Origin of the sequence: Pseudomonas sp. DCA-1 (assembly GCF_046523955.1) — a bacterium.
In the GTDB taxonomy this organism is placed as follows: Bacteria; Pseudomonadota; Gammaproteobacteria; order Pseudomonadales; family Pseudomonadaceae; genus Aquipseudomonas; species Aquipseudomonas putida_Y.
This window is the reverse complement of sequence record NZ_CP169881.1, coordinates 4,312,762-4,330,921: the sequence shown is the minus strand read 5'-3', so window position 1 is coordinate 4,330,921 and position 18,160 is coordinate 4,312,762. Positions and strand designations below refer to the sequence as shown.

The 18,160-nt window shown below is 61.2% G+C and carries 13 protein-coding genes; 10 read left to right on the top strand and 3 right to left on the bottom strand.

What is annotated here, in order from left to right:
• Positions 1-2 precede the first annotated feature (2 nt).
• A complete protein-coding gene (gene ubiG / locus ACE4QZ_RS20445) occupies positions 3-701 on the bottom strand; it encodes a bifunctional 2-polyprenyl-6-hydroxyphenol methylase/3-demethylubiquinol 3-O-methyltransferase UbiG (RefSeq protein WP_012271034.1) in 699 nt (232 codons plus the stop codon).
• A 110-nt stretch (positions 702-811) separates the two neighbouring features.
• Between ubiG and mtnA the strand changes: the two genes are divergently transcribed.
• Complete coding sequence (gene mtnA / locus ACE4QZ_RS20440) at positions 812-1,888, top strand: S-methyl-5-thioribose-1-phosphate isomerase (RefSeq protein ID WP_135192947.1); 1,077 nt, start codon at positions 812-814, stop codon at positions 1,886-1,888.
• 316 nt (positions 1,889-2,204) lie between these two features.
• Here mtnA and ACE4QZ_RS20435 read toward each other — a convergent pair whose 3' ends face one another.
• Complete coding sequence (locus tag ACE4QZ_RS20435) at positions 2,205-3,200, bottom strand: IS110 family transposase (RefSeq protein WP_410480109.1); 996 nt, start codon at positions 3,198-3,200, stop codon at positions 2,205-2,207.
• A 1,325-nt stretch (positions 3,201-4,525) separates the two neighbouring features.
• Here ACE4QZ_RS20435 and gyrA point away from each other — a divergent pair.
• The 7 genes from gyrA (at position 4,526) to ACE4QZ_RS20400 (ending at position 15,641) form a co-directional block, all read left to right on the top strand.
• A complete protein-coding gene (gene gyrA, locus ACE4QZ_RS20430; RefSeq protein WP_274119199.1) occupies positions 4,526-7,285 on the top strand; it encodes a DNA gyrase subunit A in 2,760 nt (919 codons plus the stop codon).
• Positions 7,286-7,433: 148 nt separating this feature from the next.
• A complete protein-coding gene (gene serC, locus ACE4QZ_RS20425) occupies positions 7,434-8,519 on the top strand; it encodes a 3-phosphoserine/phosphohydroxythreonine transaminase (RefSeq protein WP_274148143.1) in 1,086 nt (361 codons plus the stop codon).
• 1 nt (position 8,520) lies between these two features.
• Positions 8,521-9,615: a prephenate dehydratase gene (gene pheA / locus ACE4QZ_RS20420; RefSeq protein ID WP_021784964.1), complete on the top strand. Its 1,095-nt coding sequence runs from the start codon at positions 8,521-8,523 to the stop codon at positions 9,613-9,615.
• Positions 9,616-9,801: 186 nt separating this feature from the next.
• Entirely contained in the window at positions 9,802-12,009 is a 2,208-nt protein-coding gene (locus ACE4QZ_RS20415) for a bifunctional prephenate dehydrogenase/3-phosphoshikimate 1-carboxyvinyltransferase (RefSeq protein ID WP_033739306.1), read from the top strand.
• Entirely contained in the window at positions 12,006-12,692 is a 687-nt protein-coding gene (gene cmk / locus ACE4QZ_RS20410) for a (d)CMP kinase (RefSeq protein WP_021784962.1), read from the top strand. The genes ACE4QZ_RS20415 and cmk overlap by 4 nt, the downstream gene beginning before the upstream one ends.
• Before the next feature lie 124 nt (positions 12,693-12,816).
• Positions 12,817-14,493 (top strand): 30S ribosomal protein S1, encoded by a 1,677-nt coding sequence (rpsA, locus tag ACE4QZ_RS20405; RefSeq protein ID WP_003252673.1) that lies wholly within the window; start codon positions 12,817-12,819, stop codon positions 14,491-14,493.
• 83 nt (positions 14,494-14,576) lie between these two features.
• A complete protein-coding gene (locus ACE4QZ_RS20400; protein ID WP_100413215.1) occupies positions 14,577-15,641 on the top strand; it encodes an acyltransferase family protein in 1,065 nt (354 codons plus the stop codon).
• Between the two features lie 890 nt (positions 15,642-16,531).
• On the opposite strand, the gene ACE4QZ_RS20395 is transcribed toward ACE4QZ_RS20400, so the two are convergent.
• Complete coding sequence (locus ACE4QZ_RS20395) at positions 16,532-17,125, bottom strand: hypothetical protein (protein WP_100413216.1); 594 nt, start codon at positions 17,123-17,125, stop codon at positions 16,532-16,534.
• 356 nt (positions 17,126-17,481) lie between these two features.
• On the opposite strand from ACE4QZ_RS20395, the gene ihfB reads away from it, so the two are divergent.
• Entirely contained in the window at positions 17,482-17,781 is a 300-nt protein-coding gene (gene ihfB, locus ACE4QZ_RS20390; protein ID WP_013971456.1) for an integration host factor subunit beta, read from the top strand.
• Between the two features lie 19 nt (positions 17,782-17,800).
• Positions 17,801-18,064, top strand: coding sequence for a lipopolysaccharide assembly protein LapA domain-containing protein (locus ACE4QZ_RS20385; protein ID WP_015269309.1), 264 nt, complete (start codon positions 17,801-17,803; stop codon positions 18,062-18,064).
• Positions 18,065-18,160 lie beyond the last annotated feature (96 nt).

The following is an 18,160-nucleotide window of genomic DNA, read 5'->3' as shown; positions in this document are numbered from 1 at the left end:
GCTTATTCCTCGCGCAGGGTCTGGATCATGTAGTTGACGTCGACGTCGCTGTTGAGCTTGTAGTGCTTGGTCAGCGGGTTGTAGGTGAGGCCGATGATGTCCTTCACCTGCAGGCCGGCATCGCGGCTCCAGGCGCCCAGCTCGGAGGGGCGGATGAACTTCTTGAAGTCATGGGTGCCGCGCGGCAGCATCTTCAGGATGTACTCGGCGCCGACGATGGCCAGCAGGTAGGCCTTGGGGTTGCGGTTGATGGTGGAGAAGAACACCTGGCCACCAGGCTTGACCATGCGGTAGCAGGCGCGAATCACCGAAGACGGGTCGGGCACGTGCTCGAGCATTTCCAGGCAGGTGACCACATCGAACTGTTCAGGCATTTCCTCGGCCAGGGCTTCGGCGGTGATCTGCCGGTATTCCACCTGCACGCCCGATTCCAGCTGGTGTAGCTGGGCCACCGCCAATGGCGCCTCGCCCATGTCGATACCGGTGACCGTGGCACCGCGCAGGGCCATGGCTTCGCTGAGGATGCCGCCACCGCAACCCACATCCAGCACTTTCTTGCCGGCCAGGCTGGCGCGCTCGTCGATCCAGTTGACGCGCAGCGGGTTGATTTCGTGCAGCGGCTTGAACTCGCTTTCGCGGTCCCACCAGCGGTGGGCCAGCGCTTCGAACTTGGCGATTTCGGCGCGGTCGACGTTGCTCATTGAACAGTCCTCTGAAACTTCGCAAAATTGCGTCGGAGTATACCCGAGCGCTCGGCCCCGAGGGTCGCTATAATCGCCGGCTTTTGATATCCGAATGACGGGGAGAGGCAATGCGCGAGCGACTTTTGGCGGCGGAGAAGGTGACCGCGATCCGCTGGCAGGGCGGCGCCTTGCACCTGCTCGACCAGCGCCTGCTGCCGTCGGAGGAGCGTTGGCTGGCCTGCGACAATGTTGCGCAGGTGGCCGCAGCCATCCGCGACATGGCGGTGCGCGGTGCCTCGGCAATCGGTATTGCCGCAGCTTACGGCCTGGTACTGGCGCTTGAAGAGCGGCTGGCCGAAGGCGGCGATTGGGAAATGGACCTGGAAGACGACTTTCTCACCCTGGCCGAAGCGCGTCCTACCGCCGCCAACTTGTTCTGGGCGCTGAACCGCATGCGCGAGCGCCTGCAGCGCCTGCGTCCGGAAGAGGACGTTCTGGCAGCGCTGGAGGCCGAAGCGGTGGCCATTCACGAAAGCGACCGTGAGGCCAACCTGACCATGGCCCAGCAGGGTATCGAACTGATCCGTCGCCATCAGGGCAATGCCCAGGCCCTGCTCACCTTCGGCAACGCCGGCGCCCTTGCCAGTGGCGGCTTTGGCACCGCGCTGGGGGTGATCCGTGCCGGCTACCTGGAAGGCATGGTCGAGCGGGTATATGCCGGTGAGACTCGCCCTTGGCTGCAGGGTTCGCGCCTGACCGGCTGGGAGCTGGCCAATGAGGGTATCCCGGTGACGCTTTGTGCCGACTCTGCGCTGGCCCACCTCATGAAGACCAAGGGTATCACCTGGGTGGTGGTGGGGGCGGACTGCATCGCTGCCAATGGCGACATGGCCGGCAAGATCGGCACCTATCAGCTGGCTGTCAGTGCCATGCACCATGGCGTGCGCTTCATGGTCGTGGCACCGAGCACCAGCATCGACCTGAACCTGGCCACGGGCGAGGATATCCCGCTGGAGGAGCGTGACGCCGACGAGTGGCTCGACTTTGGCGGTACCCGGGTGCCGCCGGGTGTCGAGGTGTTCAATCCGGTGTTCGATGTGACGCCGGCCGACCTGATCGATGTGATCGTGACCGAGCGCGGCATTGTCGAGCGCCCGGATGTTGCCAAGCTGGCTCAGCTGGTTTGCCGCAAGCGGTTGCATTGAGGGGGGGCGAGGTGGCATTGAGGGGGGGCGGTCGAGGCGGCATTGAGGGGTAGGGCGGTCGAGGTGTGTTGCCTGTGAGGGCGAGCGCCGCCTGTATGGCGGTAGAGGGGCGTCGCCTGGGAGACCGAGCGCCGCCCGCGCGGCGCATCGCGAGCCTTGCTCGCTCCTACGTTTGTTTCGGGCCAGTCATTCCTGTGGGATTTGCGCGCGAACGCCTTGGCGCATGTCTCGATATCGCGTCGTACAAACAAGGCGGTCGCGCGCGTCTGCCACAGGTGTTACTGGCCCGAAACAAACGTAGATACTCTGTTGGCGGTCAAGCTTTTCCGAGGTGTTCAGAGCTGAAAAGCTTCACCGTATCAAATGGCACATCCCCACGCATGCATGCCCAGATGCCTGTCAGATACTTGCGCATGACAGCAGCGATAGCCTGCATTTTTTTCTTGCCCCTACTGACCAGGGATTCGTAAAAAGCCTTCGCATAAGGGTCGCAGCGCACTGCGGTCAAGGCAGGCATGTACATGGCTGCCCGCAGATAAGCATTCCCGCTTTTGCCGAGCCGACCGGGCTTGTCAATGCTCGTCCCCGACTGTGTCTGCCGAACATCCAGCCCCGCGTGACGAGCTACCTGCGAGGACTTGAGCATTTGAGGAAGGGTGGTCAGCTCAGCCAATGCAGCAAGTGCTGAGACTTCTCCTATTCCTGGGCCTGCGAGCAGCTGCTTGTACTGCCGAGTAAGCGTCGGACACTGGGCGACCATCTCGCGGCCAGCCTTACGAAAGCGTTCAATTCGATTATCCAGTGAAGCAATGGCTTCTTCTTGATCTTCGATCAGCATCGACACGGTCGTAGAGGTCGCCTGCAGCGCATGGAGTTCGTTCTTCGCCCTGGTACGGTGTCCCACCAAACGGTTGATGTGCCGGCCCAGAGCCCTCAGCTCAAGCTGCACAGGGCTTGGAGGCGTCCACAAGCGCGGTGTCATACGCTCGCCGTACTCGGACAGCAACTGAGCATCTATTGCATCGGTCTTGCTATTCGCCAGCATCAGTTTGGCGAAATTGTGAAAGCTCTTGGGGTTGATCACTGAAACAGGGAGGTCAGCCGCATGTAGCTCAAGAGCCAAGTCTAGGTAATAGATTCCGGTCGCCTCCATCACGATCGACTTGGGCTTGAGTGCCAGCAGCTTTTTCACCGCAGCCTTACGGCCTGCAGGGGTTTGAGCGATATCCCACTGTCCGGCCGGACGCCCATCTTTACGTACCCCGACGATCGAAGTGCGTGAGCCGATATCGAGGCCAACACAGACACTCATTCTTCCCTCTCCCCAGCGAATTAGGTAACAATGGCCTCCGGTTCCCCGACCTCGAACTTCATGCTGCTGCAACCTTGTAATGCGAAGTCCGACTTGTCGGCTTCTCGATACTCTTCGCAGTGGGCAATGAGGCGGGGGGCCTCTCTACGTACAAGGTCAGGGGCAATCCCTGCCTTTAGGAGCGATCGGCCTCCCCGGAAGTGCTTCTTCAGCCTGGCGAGAATAACCTCTCCCGCCAGGCTAAGGACAACATACAAGGAGCGAGCAAGGCTCGCGATGCGCCGCGCGGGCGGCGCTCGGTATCCGCAACACCATAAAATCCACGGCAAACACACCCGGCCATTGCGCAACACCATAAAACCCACGGCAAACCCACCCGGTCATTGCGCAACGTCATGCCAGGCGGCGTGGCCTTGAGGGTATGGCGGTAGAGGGGCGTCGCCTGGGAGACCGAGCGCCGCCCGCGCGGCGCATCGCGAGCTTTGCTCGCTCCTACGTTTGTTTCGGGCCAGTCATTCCTGTGGGATTTGTGCGCGAACGCCTTGGCGCATGTCTCGATATCGCGTCGTACAAACAAGGCGGTCGCGCGCGTCTGCCACTGGCGTTATTGGCCAGAAACAAACGTAGGAGCGAGCGCAGCTCGCGATGCGTCGCGCGGGCGGCGCTCGGTATCTGCAACACCATAAAATCCACGGCAAACACACCCGGCCATTGCGCAACACCATAAAACCCACGGCAAACCCACCCGGCCATTGCGCAACGTCATGCCAGGCGGCGTGGTCTTGAGGGTATGGCGGTAGAGGGGCGTCGCCTGGGAGGGCGAGCGCCGCCTGTATGGCGGTAGAGGTGCGTCGCCTGGAAGACCGAGCGCCGCCCGCGCGGCGCATCGCGAGCTGCGCTCGCTCCTACGTTTGTTTCGGGCCAGTCATTCCTGTGGGATTTGTGCGCGAACGCCTTGGCGCATGTCTCGATACCGCGTCGTACAAACAAGGCGGTCGCGCGCGTCTGCCACTGGCGTTACTGGCCAGAAACAAACGTAGGAGCGAGCAAAGCTCGCGATGCGCCGCGCGGGCGGCGCTCGGTCTTGCAGCCAACACAATATTCACGTCAAGCCCCCGTGCCACATCTCCCCACCGCCCCCGCCTTTGTGATAACATCCGGCAGTTTCCAAGACCGCCCATCACGGCGGCCTTCATTGCGCAAATCCATGGCACAACTCATTGATTTGTCGTAAGTCGTCGCACCCTTATGCGCTGCGGCGGCGAGCTTCGTTCGGCCCTTGATGGAGCTGCGAAGTTTCACCAGAAAAAGGAATCAGGCTTCTCATGGGCGAACTGGCCAAAGAAATCCTCCCGGTCAATATCGAAGACGAACTGAGACAGTCTTACCTCGACTACGCGATGAGCGTGATTGTCGGGCGAGCGCTGCCCGATGCGCGTGACGGCTTGAAGCCCGTGCATCGCCGCGTTCTCTATGCGATGAGCGAACTGGGCAACGACTGGAACAAGCCGTACAAGAAATCCGCCCGTGTGGTCGGTGACGTGATCGGTAAGTACCACCCGCACGGCGACACTGCGGTCTACGACACCATCGTGCGTATGGCCCAGCCGTTCTCGTTGCGCTACCTGCTGGTCGACGGTCAGGGCAACTTCGGTTCGGTGGACGGCGACAACGCTGCCGCCATGCGATACACCGAAGTGCGCATGACCAAACTGGCCCACGAGCTGCTGGCCGACCTGCACAAGGAAACCGTCGACTGGGTGCCCAACTACGACGGCACCGAGCAGATCCCGGCGGTCATGCCGACGCGTATTCCCAACCTGCTGGTCAACGGTTCCAGCGGTATTGCCGTGGGCATGGCGACCAACATTCCGCCACACAACCTCGGCGAGGTCATCGATGGCTGCCTGGCACTCATCGACAACCCGGAAGTCACCATCGATGAGCTGATGCAGCACATCCCTGGCCCGGACTTCCCGACTGCCGGCATCATCAACGGTCGCCAGGGCATCATCGAGGCCTATCGCACCGGCCGTGGCCGCATCTACATGCGCGCCCGCTCCGAAATCGAAGACATCGACAAGGTTGGCGGCCGCCAGCAGATCGTGATCACCGAGCTGCCGTACCAGCTGAACAAGGCTCGCCTGATCGAAAAGATTGCCGAGCTGGTCAAAGAGAAGAAGATCGAAGGCATCACCGAGCTGCGCGACGAGTCCGACAAGGACGGCATGCGCATCGTCATCGAGCTGCGTCGCGGCGAGGTGCCGGAGGTGGTGCTCAACAACCTCTACCAGCAAACCCAGCTGCAGAGCGTGTTCGGTATCAACGTGGTGGCCCTGGTCGACGGCCGTCCGCGCCTGCTCAACCTCAAGGACCTGCTCGAAGCGTTCGTCCGCCACCGCCGTGAAGTGGTGACCCGTCGTACGGTATTCGAGCTGCGCAAGGCCCGTGAGCGTGGCCATATCCTTGAAGGCCAGGCGGTCGCGCTGTCCAACATCGACCCGGTCATTGCCCTGATCAAGGCCTCGCCGACGCCGTCCGAAGCCAAGGAAGCCCTGGTTTCCACGCCGTGGGAATCCAGTGCCGTGCAGGTCATGGTCGAGCGCGCCGGCGCCGATTCCTGCCGCCCTGAGGACCTGCCGGAGCAGTACGGCCTGCATGACGGCAAGTACTTCCTGTCGCCGGAACAGGCCCAGGCCATTCTTGACCTGCGCCTGCACCGCCTGACCGGCCTGGAGCACGAGAAGCTGCTGGCCGAGTACCAGGAAATCCTCGAGCAGATCGGCGAGTTGATCCGCATCCTCAGCAGCGCCGAGCGCCTGATGGAAGTGATTCGCGAGGAGCTGGAGGCCATTCGTGCCGAGTACGGCGATGTCCGCCGCACCGAAATCCTCAATGCCAGCCACGACCTCAACTACGGCGACATGATCCCGGAAGAAGAGCGTGTGGTCACCATCTCCCATGGTGGTTATGCCAAGACCCAGCCATTGTCCGCCTACCAGGCCCAGCGCCGTGGCGGTAAAGGCAAGTCGGCGACCGGCGTGAAGGACGAGGACTACATCGAGCACCTGCTGGTCGCCAACAGCCACGCCACCCTGCTGCTGTTCTCCAGCAAGGGCAAGGTGTACTGGAAGAAAACCTACGAAATCCCCGAAGCGTCCCGCGCTGCCCGTGGTCGTCCGCTGGTCAACCTGCTGCCGCTGGAGGAGGGTGAGCGCATCACCGCCATGCTGCAGATCGACCTCGAAGCGCTGCAGCAGAACGCCGACCTCGACGAAGAGCTGGACGAGGCTGAAGACGCCGTGCTCGAGGGTGAGCTGGTAGAGGCCGAGGAGGTCGACGAAGAAGACGGTGACACCCCGGAGTGGGTTGCAGAGCCGACCGGCGCGTACATCTTCATGGCGACCGCTTCCGGTACCGTCAAGAAGACCCCGCTGGTGCAGTTCGCCCGTCCGCGTTCCAACGGCCTGATCGCCCTGAAGCTGAAGGAAGGTGACACCCTGATTGCCGCGGCCATCACCGATGGCGCCAAGGAAGTCATGATGTTCTCCGACGCTGGCAAGGTCATCCGCTTTGCCGAGAGCGTCGTGCGTGAAATGGGTCGTAACGCCCGTGGTGTGCGCGGCATGAAGCTGGGCAAAGGCCAGCGGATCATTTCGATGCTGATCCCCGAGTCCGGCTCGCAGATCCTCACCGCCTCCGAGCGTGGCTTTGGCAAGCGCACTCCGCTGTCCAAGTTCCCGCGTCGCGGCCGCGGTGGCCAGGGTGTGATCGCCATGGGTACCAAGGGGCGCAACGGCCTGCTGATCGGTGCTATCCAGGTGCAGGAAGGTGAGGAGATCATGCTGATTTCCGACCAGGGCACGCTGGTTCGCACCCGGGTTGGCGAAGTGTCCAGCCTGAGCCGCAACACCCAGGGCGTTACGCTGATCAAGCTGGCGGCCGATGAGACACTGGTGGGCCTGGAGCGTATCCAGGAGCCGTCCGAGGACGAACTCGATGAGGTGATCGAGACGGACGAGGAGGGTGTCGAAGCCGAAGCGCCAGACGAAGCTGCAGGCGCCGAAGAGGCCCCGCAAGAGTAATCAAGCGTGAAACCCGAACGGGGCGACCAAGGTCGCCCCGTTTGACTGTGTAGGAGCGGGCTTGCCCGCGATGCAGGCGCCACCGATCCTGCATGGAATGTGGCCACCGAATTACGATTTTGTTCTATTTGGCAGAGCGAGAGTGGATGTGAGCAAACGAGCCTTTAACTTCTGCGCAGGCCCTGCCGCGCTTCCTGACGCTGTCCTGCAGCGCGCACAGGCCGAGATGCTGGACTGGCGTGGCAAGGGCTTGTCGGTGATGGAAATGAGCCATCGCAGCGACGATTATGTGGCCATCGCCGAAAAGGCCGAGCAGGACCTGCGTGACCTGCTGTCCGTCCCCTCCAACTACAAGGTACTGTTCCTGCAAGGGGGCGCCAGCCAGCAGTTTGCTGAAATCCCGCTGAACCTGCTGCCGGAAAACGGCACTGCCGACTACATCGAAACCGGCATCTGGTCGAAGAAGGCCATCGAGGAAGCGCGGCGTTTCGGCAACATTAACGTCGCTGCCACCGCCAAGCCTTACGACTACCTGGGCATCCCCGGCCAAAACGAGTGGAACCTGACCAAAAACGCTGCCTACGTGCACTATGCGTCCAACGAGACCATTGGTGGCCTGCAGTTTGACTGGGTGCCGCAAACCGGTGACGTGCCGTTGGTGGTCGATATGTCCTCCGACATCCTCTCGCGCCCGATCGATGTGTCGCAGTACGGCCTGATCTACGCCGGCGCGCAGAAGAATATCGGCCCAAGCGGCCTGGTGGTGGTGATCGTGCGCGAAGACCTGTTGGGTCATGCCCGCAGCAGCTGCCCGACCATGCTCGACTACAAGGTTTCGGCTGACAACGGGTCGATGTACAACACCCCGGCCACCTACTCCTGGTACCTCTCGGGCCTGGTCTTCGAGTGGCTGAAAGAGCAGGGCGGTGTTGATGCCATGGAGCAGCGCAACCGTGCCAAGAAAGACCGCCTTTACGGCTTCATCGACCGCAGCGAGTTCTACACCAACCCGATCAGCGTCAACGCCCGTTCGTGGATGAACGTACCGTTCCGCCTGGCTGACGAGCGCCTGGACAAGGCCTTCCTCGCTGGCGCCGACGCGCGTGGCCTGCTCAACCTCAAGGGCCACCGTTCGGTTGGCGGCATGCGTGCCTCCATCTACAACGCCCTGGGCCTGGAAGCGGTAGAAGCGCTGGTAGGCTACATGGCTGAATTCGAGAAGGAGCATGGCTGATATGTCTGAACAGGAGCTCAAGGCGCTGCGCGTGCGCATCGACAGCCTCGACGAGAAAATCCTCGAGCTGATCAGTGACCGCGCCCGCTGTGCCGAAGAAGTAGCCCGGGTCAAGACTGCCTCGCTGAAAGAAGGCGAGAAGCCGGTGTTCTACCGTCCCGAGCGTGAAGCTGCGGTGCTCAAGCGCGTGATGGAGCGCAACAAGGGCCCGCTGGGCAACGAAGAGATGGCGCGGTTGTTCCGCGAAATCATGTCGTCGTGCCTTGCCCTGGAGCAGCCGCTGAAAATCGCCTACCTCGGCCCCGAAGGCACCTTCACCCAGGCTGCGGCCATGAAGCACTTCGGCCACGCGGTGATCAGTCGGCCGATGGCGGCCATCGACGAAGTGTTCCGTGAGGTGGCGGCCGGTGCCGTCAACTTCGGTGTGGTGCCGGTGGAAAATTCCACTGAAGGTGCGGTCAGCCACACCCTGGACAGCTTCCTCGAGCATGACATGGTGATTTGCGGTGAGGTCGAGCTGCGTATTCACCACCACCTGCTGGTGGGCGAGAACACCAAGACCGACAGTATCACCCGCATCTACTCCCACGCCCAGTCGCTGGCTCAGTGCCGCAAGTGGCTGGACGCGCACTACCCGAACGTGGAGCGCGTAGCCGTATCGAGCAATGCCGAAGCGGCCAAGCGGGTCAAGGGTGAGTGGAACTCGGCGGCGATCGCCGGCGACATGGCGGCCAACCTGTACGGCCTGACCCGTCTGGCCGAGAAGATCGAAGACCGCCCGGACAATTCCACCCGCTTCCTGATGATCGGCAATCAGGAGGTGCCGCCGACCGGCGACGACAAGACCTCGATCATCGTTTCGATGAGCAACAAGCCCGGTGCCTTGCATGAGTTGCTGGTGCCGTTCTATCAGAACGGCATCGACCTGACCCGCATCGAGACCCGCCCGTCGCGCAGCGGCAAGTGGACCTACGTGTTCTTCATCGACTTCGTCGGCCACCACCGTGACCCGCTGATCAAGGCGGTGCTCGAGCAGATCAGCCAGGAGGCTGTGGCGCTGAAGGTGCTGGGCTCTTATCCGAAGGCGGTGCTTTGATTCAGGGGCCTTGCAGCCCTTCGCGGACATGCCCGCTCCCACAGTGAGCATGTGATGCCGATCCCTGTGGGAGCGGGCGAGCCCGCGAAGGGCCGCGTCGCGGCCCCAATGGCCCTCACAGGCTACCTAGATTTCTGAACAGGGTTCGCACCAGTGGTAAATGCAGCAAAAACCAAACCCGCACCCATCATCAACCGCCTGGTCGTTGTCGGCCTGGGTCTGATCGGTGGCTCGTTCGCCAAGGGCCTGCGTGAGAGCGGCTTGTGCCGCGAAGTGGTCGGTGTCGACCTTGATGCCCCGTCGCGCAAGCAGGCCGTGGCTTTGGGTGTGGTCGACCGCTGCGAAGAAGACCTCGCCGCCGCTTGCGTGGGTGCCGATGTCATTCAGTTGGCCGTACCGATACTGGCCATGGAAAAAGTCCTGGCGCGCCTGGCCCAGCTCGACCTGGGTGATGCGATCATCACCGACGTCGGCAGTGCCAAGGGCAACGTCGTGCGTGAGGCCCGCGCCGTTTTTGGTGCGCGCTTGCCGCGCTTCGTCCCGGGTCACCCCATCGCAGGCTCCGAGCAGAGCGGGGTAGAGGCCTCCAACGCCACCTTGTTCCGCCGGCACAAGGTTATCCTCACGCCGCTGGCCGAAACCGATCCCGCCGCGCTGGCCCTGGTTGACCGGCTGTGGCGTGCGCTGGATGCCGATGTGGAGCACATGTCGGTCGAGCGCCACGACGAAGTGCTGGCCGCCACCAGCCATCTGCCACACCTGCTGGCCTTCGGTCTGGTCGATTCACTGGCCAAACGCAATGAAAACCTCGAGATCTTCCGGTACGCTGCGGGTGGATTCCGCGATTTCACAAGAATCGCCGGCAGCGATCCGACCATGTGGCATGACATCTTCCTCGCCAACCGCGACGCTGTCCTGCGCACACTTGATACATATCGCAGCGATCTCGACGCCCTGCGCGACGCGATCGCTGAAGGGGATGGGCACCAGCTGCTGGGAGTATTCACCCGCGCACGGGCTGCCCGCGAGCATTTCAGTAAAATCCTGGCCCGCCGGGCCTATGTGGACGCTATGAACGCCAACGATCTGATTTTCCAGGCCCAACCGGGTGGCCGCCTGAACGGGCGGATCCGTGTACCGGGCGACAAGTCGATTTCCCATCGCTCGATCATGCTCGGCTCGCTGGCCGAAGGTACTACCGAGGTCGAAGGCTTCCTCGAAGGCGAAGACGCGCTGGCGACCCTGCAGGCATTTCGTGACATGGGTGTGGTCATCGAAGGCCCCAACCACGGTCGTGTGACCATTCACGGCGTGGGCCTGCATGGTCTCAAGCCGCCGCCAGGGCCGCTGTACGTGGGTAACTCCGGTACCTCGATGCGCTTGCTGTCGGGCCTGTTGGCCGGCCAGTCGTTCGACGTCACCATGACCGGCGACGCCTCGCTGTCCAAGCGCCCGATGAACCGTGTGGCCAACCCGCTGCGCGAAATGGGTGCTGTGGTCGAGACCGGCCCTGAAGGCCGCCCGCCGCTGACCATCCGCGGTGGCCACAAGCTCAAAGGGCTGACCTACACGCTGCCGATGGCTAGCGCCCAGGTCAAATCCTGCCTGCTGCTGGCCGGCCTGTACGCCGAAGGCAAGACCACTGTCACCGAGCCTGCGCCTACCCGTGACCACACCGAACGCATGCTGCGCGGTTTTGGCTATGCGGTGGACAGCAACGGCCCGGTTGCCTCGCTACAGTCCGGTGGCAAGCTGACCGCTACCCGCATCGAAGTGCCGGCTGACATTTCCTCGGCAGCGTTCTTCCTGGTGGCTGCCTCAATCGCTGAAGGCTCCGAGCTGGTGCTGGAGCATGTCGGCATCAACCCGACCCGTACCGGCGTGATCGACATCCTGCGCCTGATGGGCGGCGATATCACCCTGGAAAACCAGCGTGAAGTGGGCGGCGAGCCTGTGGCCGACCTGCGTGTGCGCGGAGCCAAGCTGAAGGGTATCGACATTCCTGAAGCGTTGGTGCCGCTGGCCATCGACGAATTCCCGGTATTGTTCGTGGCAGCCGCCTGCGCTGAAGGGCGTACCGTGCTGCGTGGCGCCGAAGAGCTGCGGGTGAAGGAGTCCGATCGCATCCAGGTGATGGCTGATGGCCTGATCACCTTGGGCATCAAGTGCGAGCCGACCCCGGACGGCATCATCATCGACGGCGGCCAGTTGGGCGGCGGCGAAGTGCATGGGCATGGTGACCACCGCATCGCCATGGCCTTCAGTGTGGCCTCGCTGCGCGCCAGTGCGCCAATTCGCATTCACGACTGCGCCAACGTCGCCACCTCGTTCCCCAACTTCCTGGCGCTGTGCGCCGAAGTGGGGATTCGCGTGGCAGAAGAGGGCAAGTCGTGAATTCGCTGGCACCGGTTATCACCATCGACGGGCCTAGCGGCTCGGGCAAGGGCACGGTCGCCGGGTTGATGGCTCGCGAGCTGGGCTGGAAGCTGCTGGATTCCGGCGCGCTGTATCGGTTGCTGGCATTCAATGCCAGCAACCACGGTGTCGACCTGACCAACGAAGAGCTGCTCACCAAACTTGCCGCCCATCTGGATGTGCAGTTCATCGCTTCCGAGCCCGGTAAGCTGCAACAGATCATCCTTGAGGGTGAGGACGTCAGCAACGTCATCCGTACCGAAACCGTCGGTGCCGGTGCATCGATGGTGGCCTCGCTGCCGGCGGTGCGTGATGCGCTGCTGGTTCGCCAGCGTGAGTTCCGCGAATTGCCGGGGCTGATTGCTGACGGTCGCGACATGGGTACTGTGGTGTTCCCGGATGCGCCCTTGAAGGTCTTCCTCACCGCCAGCGCGGAGGAGCGCGCACGTCGCCGCTACCTGCAGTTGAAGGGCAAAGGTGAAGATGTTAGTCTGTCGAGTCTGCTGGATGAGATTCGTGCGCGTGATGAGCGTGACACCCAACGTGCAGTGGCCCCGCTGAAACCAGCGGCTGATGCCATTCAGTTGGACTCTACCGAGTTGTCCATCGAGCAGGTGTTGCAACGTATCAGAAGCGAGATCGCCCAGCGCGACCTTATCTGATAACCAGGAAAGCAGGCAGGGGCACCAGTCAACGTCCTGCCGGCTTTCCTTTACTTAAAACGAACCCACATTGTCTGGAATGTGGTTATGGGCGTTTGTTTCGCCCGAATCTACAGGAATTAAAATGAGCGAAAGCTTTGCAGAACTCTTTGAAGAAAGCCTGAAAACCCTCAATCTTCAGCCGGGTGCGATCATCACCGGTATCGTTGTCGACATCGACGGCGACTGGGTTACCGTACACGCTGGCCTGAAGTCCGAGGGCGTCATCCCGCTCGAGCAGTTCTACAACGAAGCTGGCGAGCTGACCATCAAGGTCGGTGACGAAGTTCACGTTGCGCTGGACGCGGTCGAAGACGGCTTTGGCGAAACCAAGCTGTCCCGTGAAAAAGCCAAGCGCGCCGAGTGCTGGATTGTTCTGGAAGCAGCTTTCGCCGCCGAAGAAGTGGTCAAGGGCGTTATCAACGGTAAGGTTAAGGGCGGCTTCACTGTCGACGTTAACGGCATCCGTGCGTTCCTGCCGGGCTCCCTGGTTGATGTCCGCCCAGTGCGCGACACCACCCACCTGGAAGGCAAAGAGCTGGAATTCAAGGTCATCAAGCTGGACCAGAAGCGCAACAACGTTGTCGTTTCCCGTCGCAGCGTGCTGGAAGCCGAGAACTCCGCCGAGCGCGAAGCCCTGCTGGAAACCCTGCAGGAAGGCCAGCAAGTCAAAGGTATCGTCAAGAACCTCACCGACTACGGCGCATTCGTGGACCTGGGCGGTATCGACGGCCTGCTGCACATCACCGACATGGCCTGGAAGCGCATCAAGCACCCATCGGAAATCGTTAACGTTGGCGACGAAGTCGACGTACGCGTTCTGAAGTTCGACCGTGAGCGCAACCGCGTTTCGCTGGGTCTGAAGCAGATGGGCGAAGATCCGTGGGTAGCTATCACTGCCCGTTACCCAGAAGGTACTCGCGTACAGGCTCGCGTTACCAACCTGACCGACTACGGCTGCTTCGCTGAGCTGGAAGAAGGCGTTGAAGGTCTGGTACACGTTTCCGAAATGGACTGGACCAACAAGAACATCCACCCGTCGAAAGTCGTTCAGGTTGGCGACGAAGTGGAAGTCATGGTTCTGGACATCGACGAAGAGCGTCGTCGTATCTCCCTGGGCATCAAGCAGTGCAAGTCCAACCCATGGGAAGACTTCTCCGGCCAGTTCAACAAGGGTGACAAGATCACCGGTACCATCAAGTCGATCACCGACTTCGGTATCTTCATCGGCCTGGACGGCGGCATCGACGGTCTGGTTCACCTGTCCGACATCTCCTGGAACGAAACCGGCGAAGAAGCCGTGCGTCGTTTCAAGAAGGGCGACGAGCTGGAAACCGTCATCCTGTCGGTCGACCCAGAGCGCGAGCGCATCTCCCTGGGCATCAAGCAGCTGGAAGACGATCCGTTCTCCAACTTCGTTGCTGTCAATGACAAGGGCGCTATCGTCAAGGGCATCGTGAAAGAAGTTGACGCCAAAGGCGCCATCGTCACTCTGGCCGACGACATCGAAGCTACTCTGAAAGCTTCCGAAATCAGCCGTGACCGCGTTGAAGACGCGCGTAACGTCCTGAAGGAAGGCGAAGAGATCGAAGCCAAGATCATCAGCGTTGACCGCAAGTCCCGCGTTATCAGCCTGTCCATCAAGTCGAAGGACGATGCTGAAGAGCGCGAAGCCATCCAGAGCCTGAAAAATGCTCCGGAAGCGGCTGCCGACACCACCATGGCTGCGCTGCTGCGCGAAGCAATGGCCAAGCAGAACTGAGTTCTGTTTGATCGGTAAAAAAAGGCGACCTTCGGGTCGCCTTTTTTTTATGCTGAAAGAAGGCCATGTCGGGGGATTGTGCGATGTTGATGTTTGGCGACGTCATGGAAGGTCGCGGGCGCGATAACAATTTCCTGATCATCAGGCTGCTGGCGGCAACTGCCGTCGTGGTGGGGCATTCCTTTGCGCTCTCCTATCTGGAGTGCCTGAGTTGCGCCGACCCGGGGCTGCTGCTGGGCATGCCGGTGCCCGTACATAGCCTGGGCGTGGAAGTATTCTTCATGGTCAGCGGTTTCCTGATCGCGGCCAGTGGTGAAAAAAATAGCACCCGGGATTTCTACCTGGCCCGCGCATTGCGGATCTTGCCTGGCTTGCTTGTGTGCCTGCTGCTTATGGCCTTTGTGCTAGGGCCTGTCATTACCTCGCTGCCGCTTGATGAGTATCTTTCCCAGCGCCAGGTTTACAGGTACGTCTATAGCCCATTGCTGGTTTTCAAGGATGCCCAGTTCCTCTTGCCTGGGGTGAGCTTTACCCCGCGCCCCTATGGGGCTTCGCTCAATGGCAGCCTGTGGACCATCCCTTTGGAAATGCGCATGTACGTGGTGCTGTGGCTATTGGTGCTGGTGGCCAAGGTTTGCCGGTGGCCGATGACAGGGTTGACGCTTGCCGCGTTGGTGGTTGCACTGGGGTTGCATACCCTGCATCCAGCCTTTGCGGAGTACCCGTTCAAGCTGGTGGTGTGCTTCCTGGCAGGGGCGGTGTTCTATTCGTACCGGGCGGTGATCCCGTATACCGGCTGGCTGTTGTTTGCCTTTGTTGCGTTGTTCGTGTTGGCCAAGGGTGGGCGCCTTGAGGTTTTTGCGTTTGCCATTCTGACGATGTACGGCACGTTGTACGTAGCTTATTGCCCGCAGTTGAAGCTTCCTTCGTTTGTGGAGGATTACTCGTACGGTATCTACCTGTATGCATTTCCGATCCAGCAAGTGTTGGCGTGGGCGATGCCATGGGCCGGGCCTTACTGGCTGATGTTGGCGGCCGTGCCGGCGTCCTGGTTGGCGGGGTATGTGTCGTGGGGGCTGGTAGAGAAGCCTGCCTTGGCGATGCGCAAACGCTTTTCCCAAGCGGGCTCCCGGCAGCAATTGGCATAGGCGTCCGGGCTCCAGCAGCTGGCGTGTCCGCCCCCCCCCCCCTCAGTGGGATAATGGTGTGTCCACCTCTCCGGAAACTGGCGCGATCCCTCTGTGGGAGCGGGTTCACCCGCGAACACCGGCGTAGCCGGTGCCATCCATGGCATCGCCTGCTCCCACAGAAGGTGGTGTAGCCTTCAGTGCATGTGCTGCCTCAGCGGTATAACGGTGTGCCCAACTCTCCAGAAACTGGCGCGATCCCCTGTGGGAGCGGGCATGCCCGCGAAGCAGGCGACGCGATGGATGGCACCGGCTACGCCGGTGTTCGCGGGCGCGCCCGCTCCCACATGGGCTGTGCTGGCCTCAAGGCAGGTGATGTCCATGCGGGGGGGGGCTGTGGTCTGGCCCATGTTGCCAGTACTTGCACGATCCCCTTGTGAAGCGGCCCTGTGTCGCGAAAAGCCTGCTCTCAACAGGCCGGTACTTGGCTTCGAAGCAGGCAGCATCTCCTGTGGGAGATTGCCCAGCCCTTTCGGGCTGCGCTGTCGCGCAGAGAACAATTATCGCTCGTCTGACGCGTTCCTTGTAGGAGCAGCCTTGTGCTGCGAAGGGGTCGGTACAAGCAACAGATAGGCTTTGTCAGTACCGGCCTCTTCGCAGCACAAGGCTGCTCCTACAGAACCTCGCCGAACCAATGAGTCATGTGTTGTTCTATGAGAGCGGCCCGCGAAGCAGGCGACGCGATGGATGGCACTGGCTACGCCGGTGTTGGCCTTTAGGCAAGTGGTGTATCGCAGGGCAGGAATAAGTGGCCCGAAACAAACGTAGGGGCGAAAGCAGCACGCGATGCGTCGCGCGGGCCGCGCTCGAACTCCAGGCGCCACCCCTCTGCCGGCAAGCCTGCGCCGACTCTACCGAACAGCCGATGCCTCGCGCGAAGTATCGACTGCCGAGCTCATCCCCAGTGTTTTGACGTCGGCTGCCGAAGGGGTGAAGGTCACGGTATAGCGGCTCAGGTCACTTTCGTTTCGCTGAAAATGCACTGCGACTCGCTTGCCTTCCCATGAGATGGTCTTCATCTCATAAGAAGCGCCAGAGCTTAACTGAATTCGACGGCTCAGGCTTGAGCTGGGCTGCCCGAGGGTGTCGGTCAGGAAATCATCGACCAGTTCCAGGCTGCTGGCATTGCCGGTCAACATAAGCTGGCTGATTGCACCGTTCTTCAGCGCCGCGAAGAGCTGATATCCCGAGTTGATCGGAATGTAGGGCAGCCCATGGATCTCATACCGCTCCGGGTCCGAAGTGCTGGTCCGGCATAGTGTCGATTGGCGAGGGCTATTGTCGGGGCATTCGGCGACTTGGGCTTTGAAGTCGCCTTGAAACGGAACGCCTAGAAACCCAGAGGGCTCATTGTCCCAGGATTGGGCCTGGGGAGAGGGTTGAGCAAAGGCGCCAGGGGCTGCCACCAGGGACGCCAGAGCGAGCGAAAGGGGGATTATCCGCATAAACGATCCTTGTGAGTACGACTCAACGAGCAAGGTAAATAGGCATTTTGCAATCCGCTTTGGGTTGGATCAAAGCAGGTGCGTCCTACTCGCGATTATGACAAATCCTACAAGGCTTAGGTGTGTCACGGTGGCGATTTTCAGTTATACGCCAAGCACCTTTCCGCTTTGTGACATGCCCGGCACTTGCAACGAGGGGTGGCCCGGCGCCGCAGAGCGTGGTTGTGAGGCTTGTTTCTTGATAATCCAATCTTGAATTTTTTTCTTAAGTCAAGAACCACCCTGTTCAAATCTCTCCGAGCGTGCTACAACCTGATTAAGCAATGATCTAGCTGCTTGATAACGAAGGGAAAAATATGACGAAGTCGGAGCTGATCGAACGTATTGTCACCCATCAGGGGCTGCTCTCGTCCAAGGATGTGGAGCTGGCCATCAAGACCATGCTTGAGCAGATGTCACAATGCCTTGCCACCGGCGATCGCATCGAGATCCGCGGTTTTGGCAGCTTCTCGCTGCACTATCGTGCCCCTCGCGTAGGCCGTAACCCGAAGACCGGCCAGTCGGTCAGCCTTGAAGGCAAGTTCGTGCCGCACTTCAAGCCCGGCAAGGAGTTGCGCGATCGGGTCAATGAAGAAGAACATGAGGCCCATACCTGATTCCACAAGGAGCAATCTGATGCGTAACCTCAAGCGTGCCCTGGCGGCGCTGTTCGTGCTGCTGTTGGCGGCTGTGGTGCTGTTCTTCGTGCTGGAGAACCAGCAAACCGTCTCGTTGGTCCTGTTCGGTTGGGCAGCCCCGGCCATGCCGGTCGCCGTGCTGGTCCTGGCTGCCTTGGTCATTGGCCTGGCTATCGGGCCGTTGCTGGGTGCCTACGGCGTGCAGCGCAGCAAGCGCAAGATTCGCGCATCGGCACGCCAGGCCGCGTTAAACGGCAATTAATGAAAGCGCCTACAAACTGTAGGACGGCGTCATCTATGCACGCAGCCAGTGAGATGGAGTAATAGGCATCCATTCAGCGGCCCAGGCGAGCGTGCA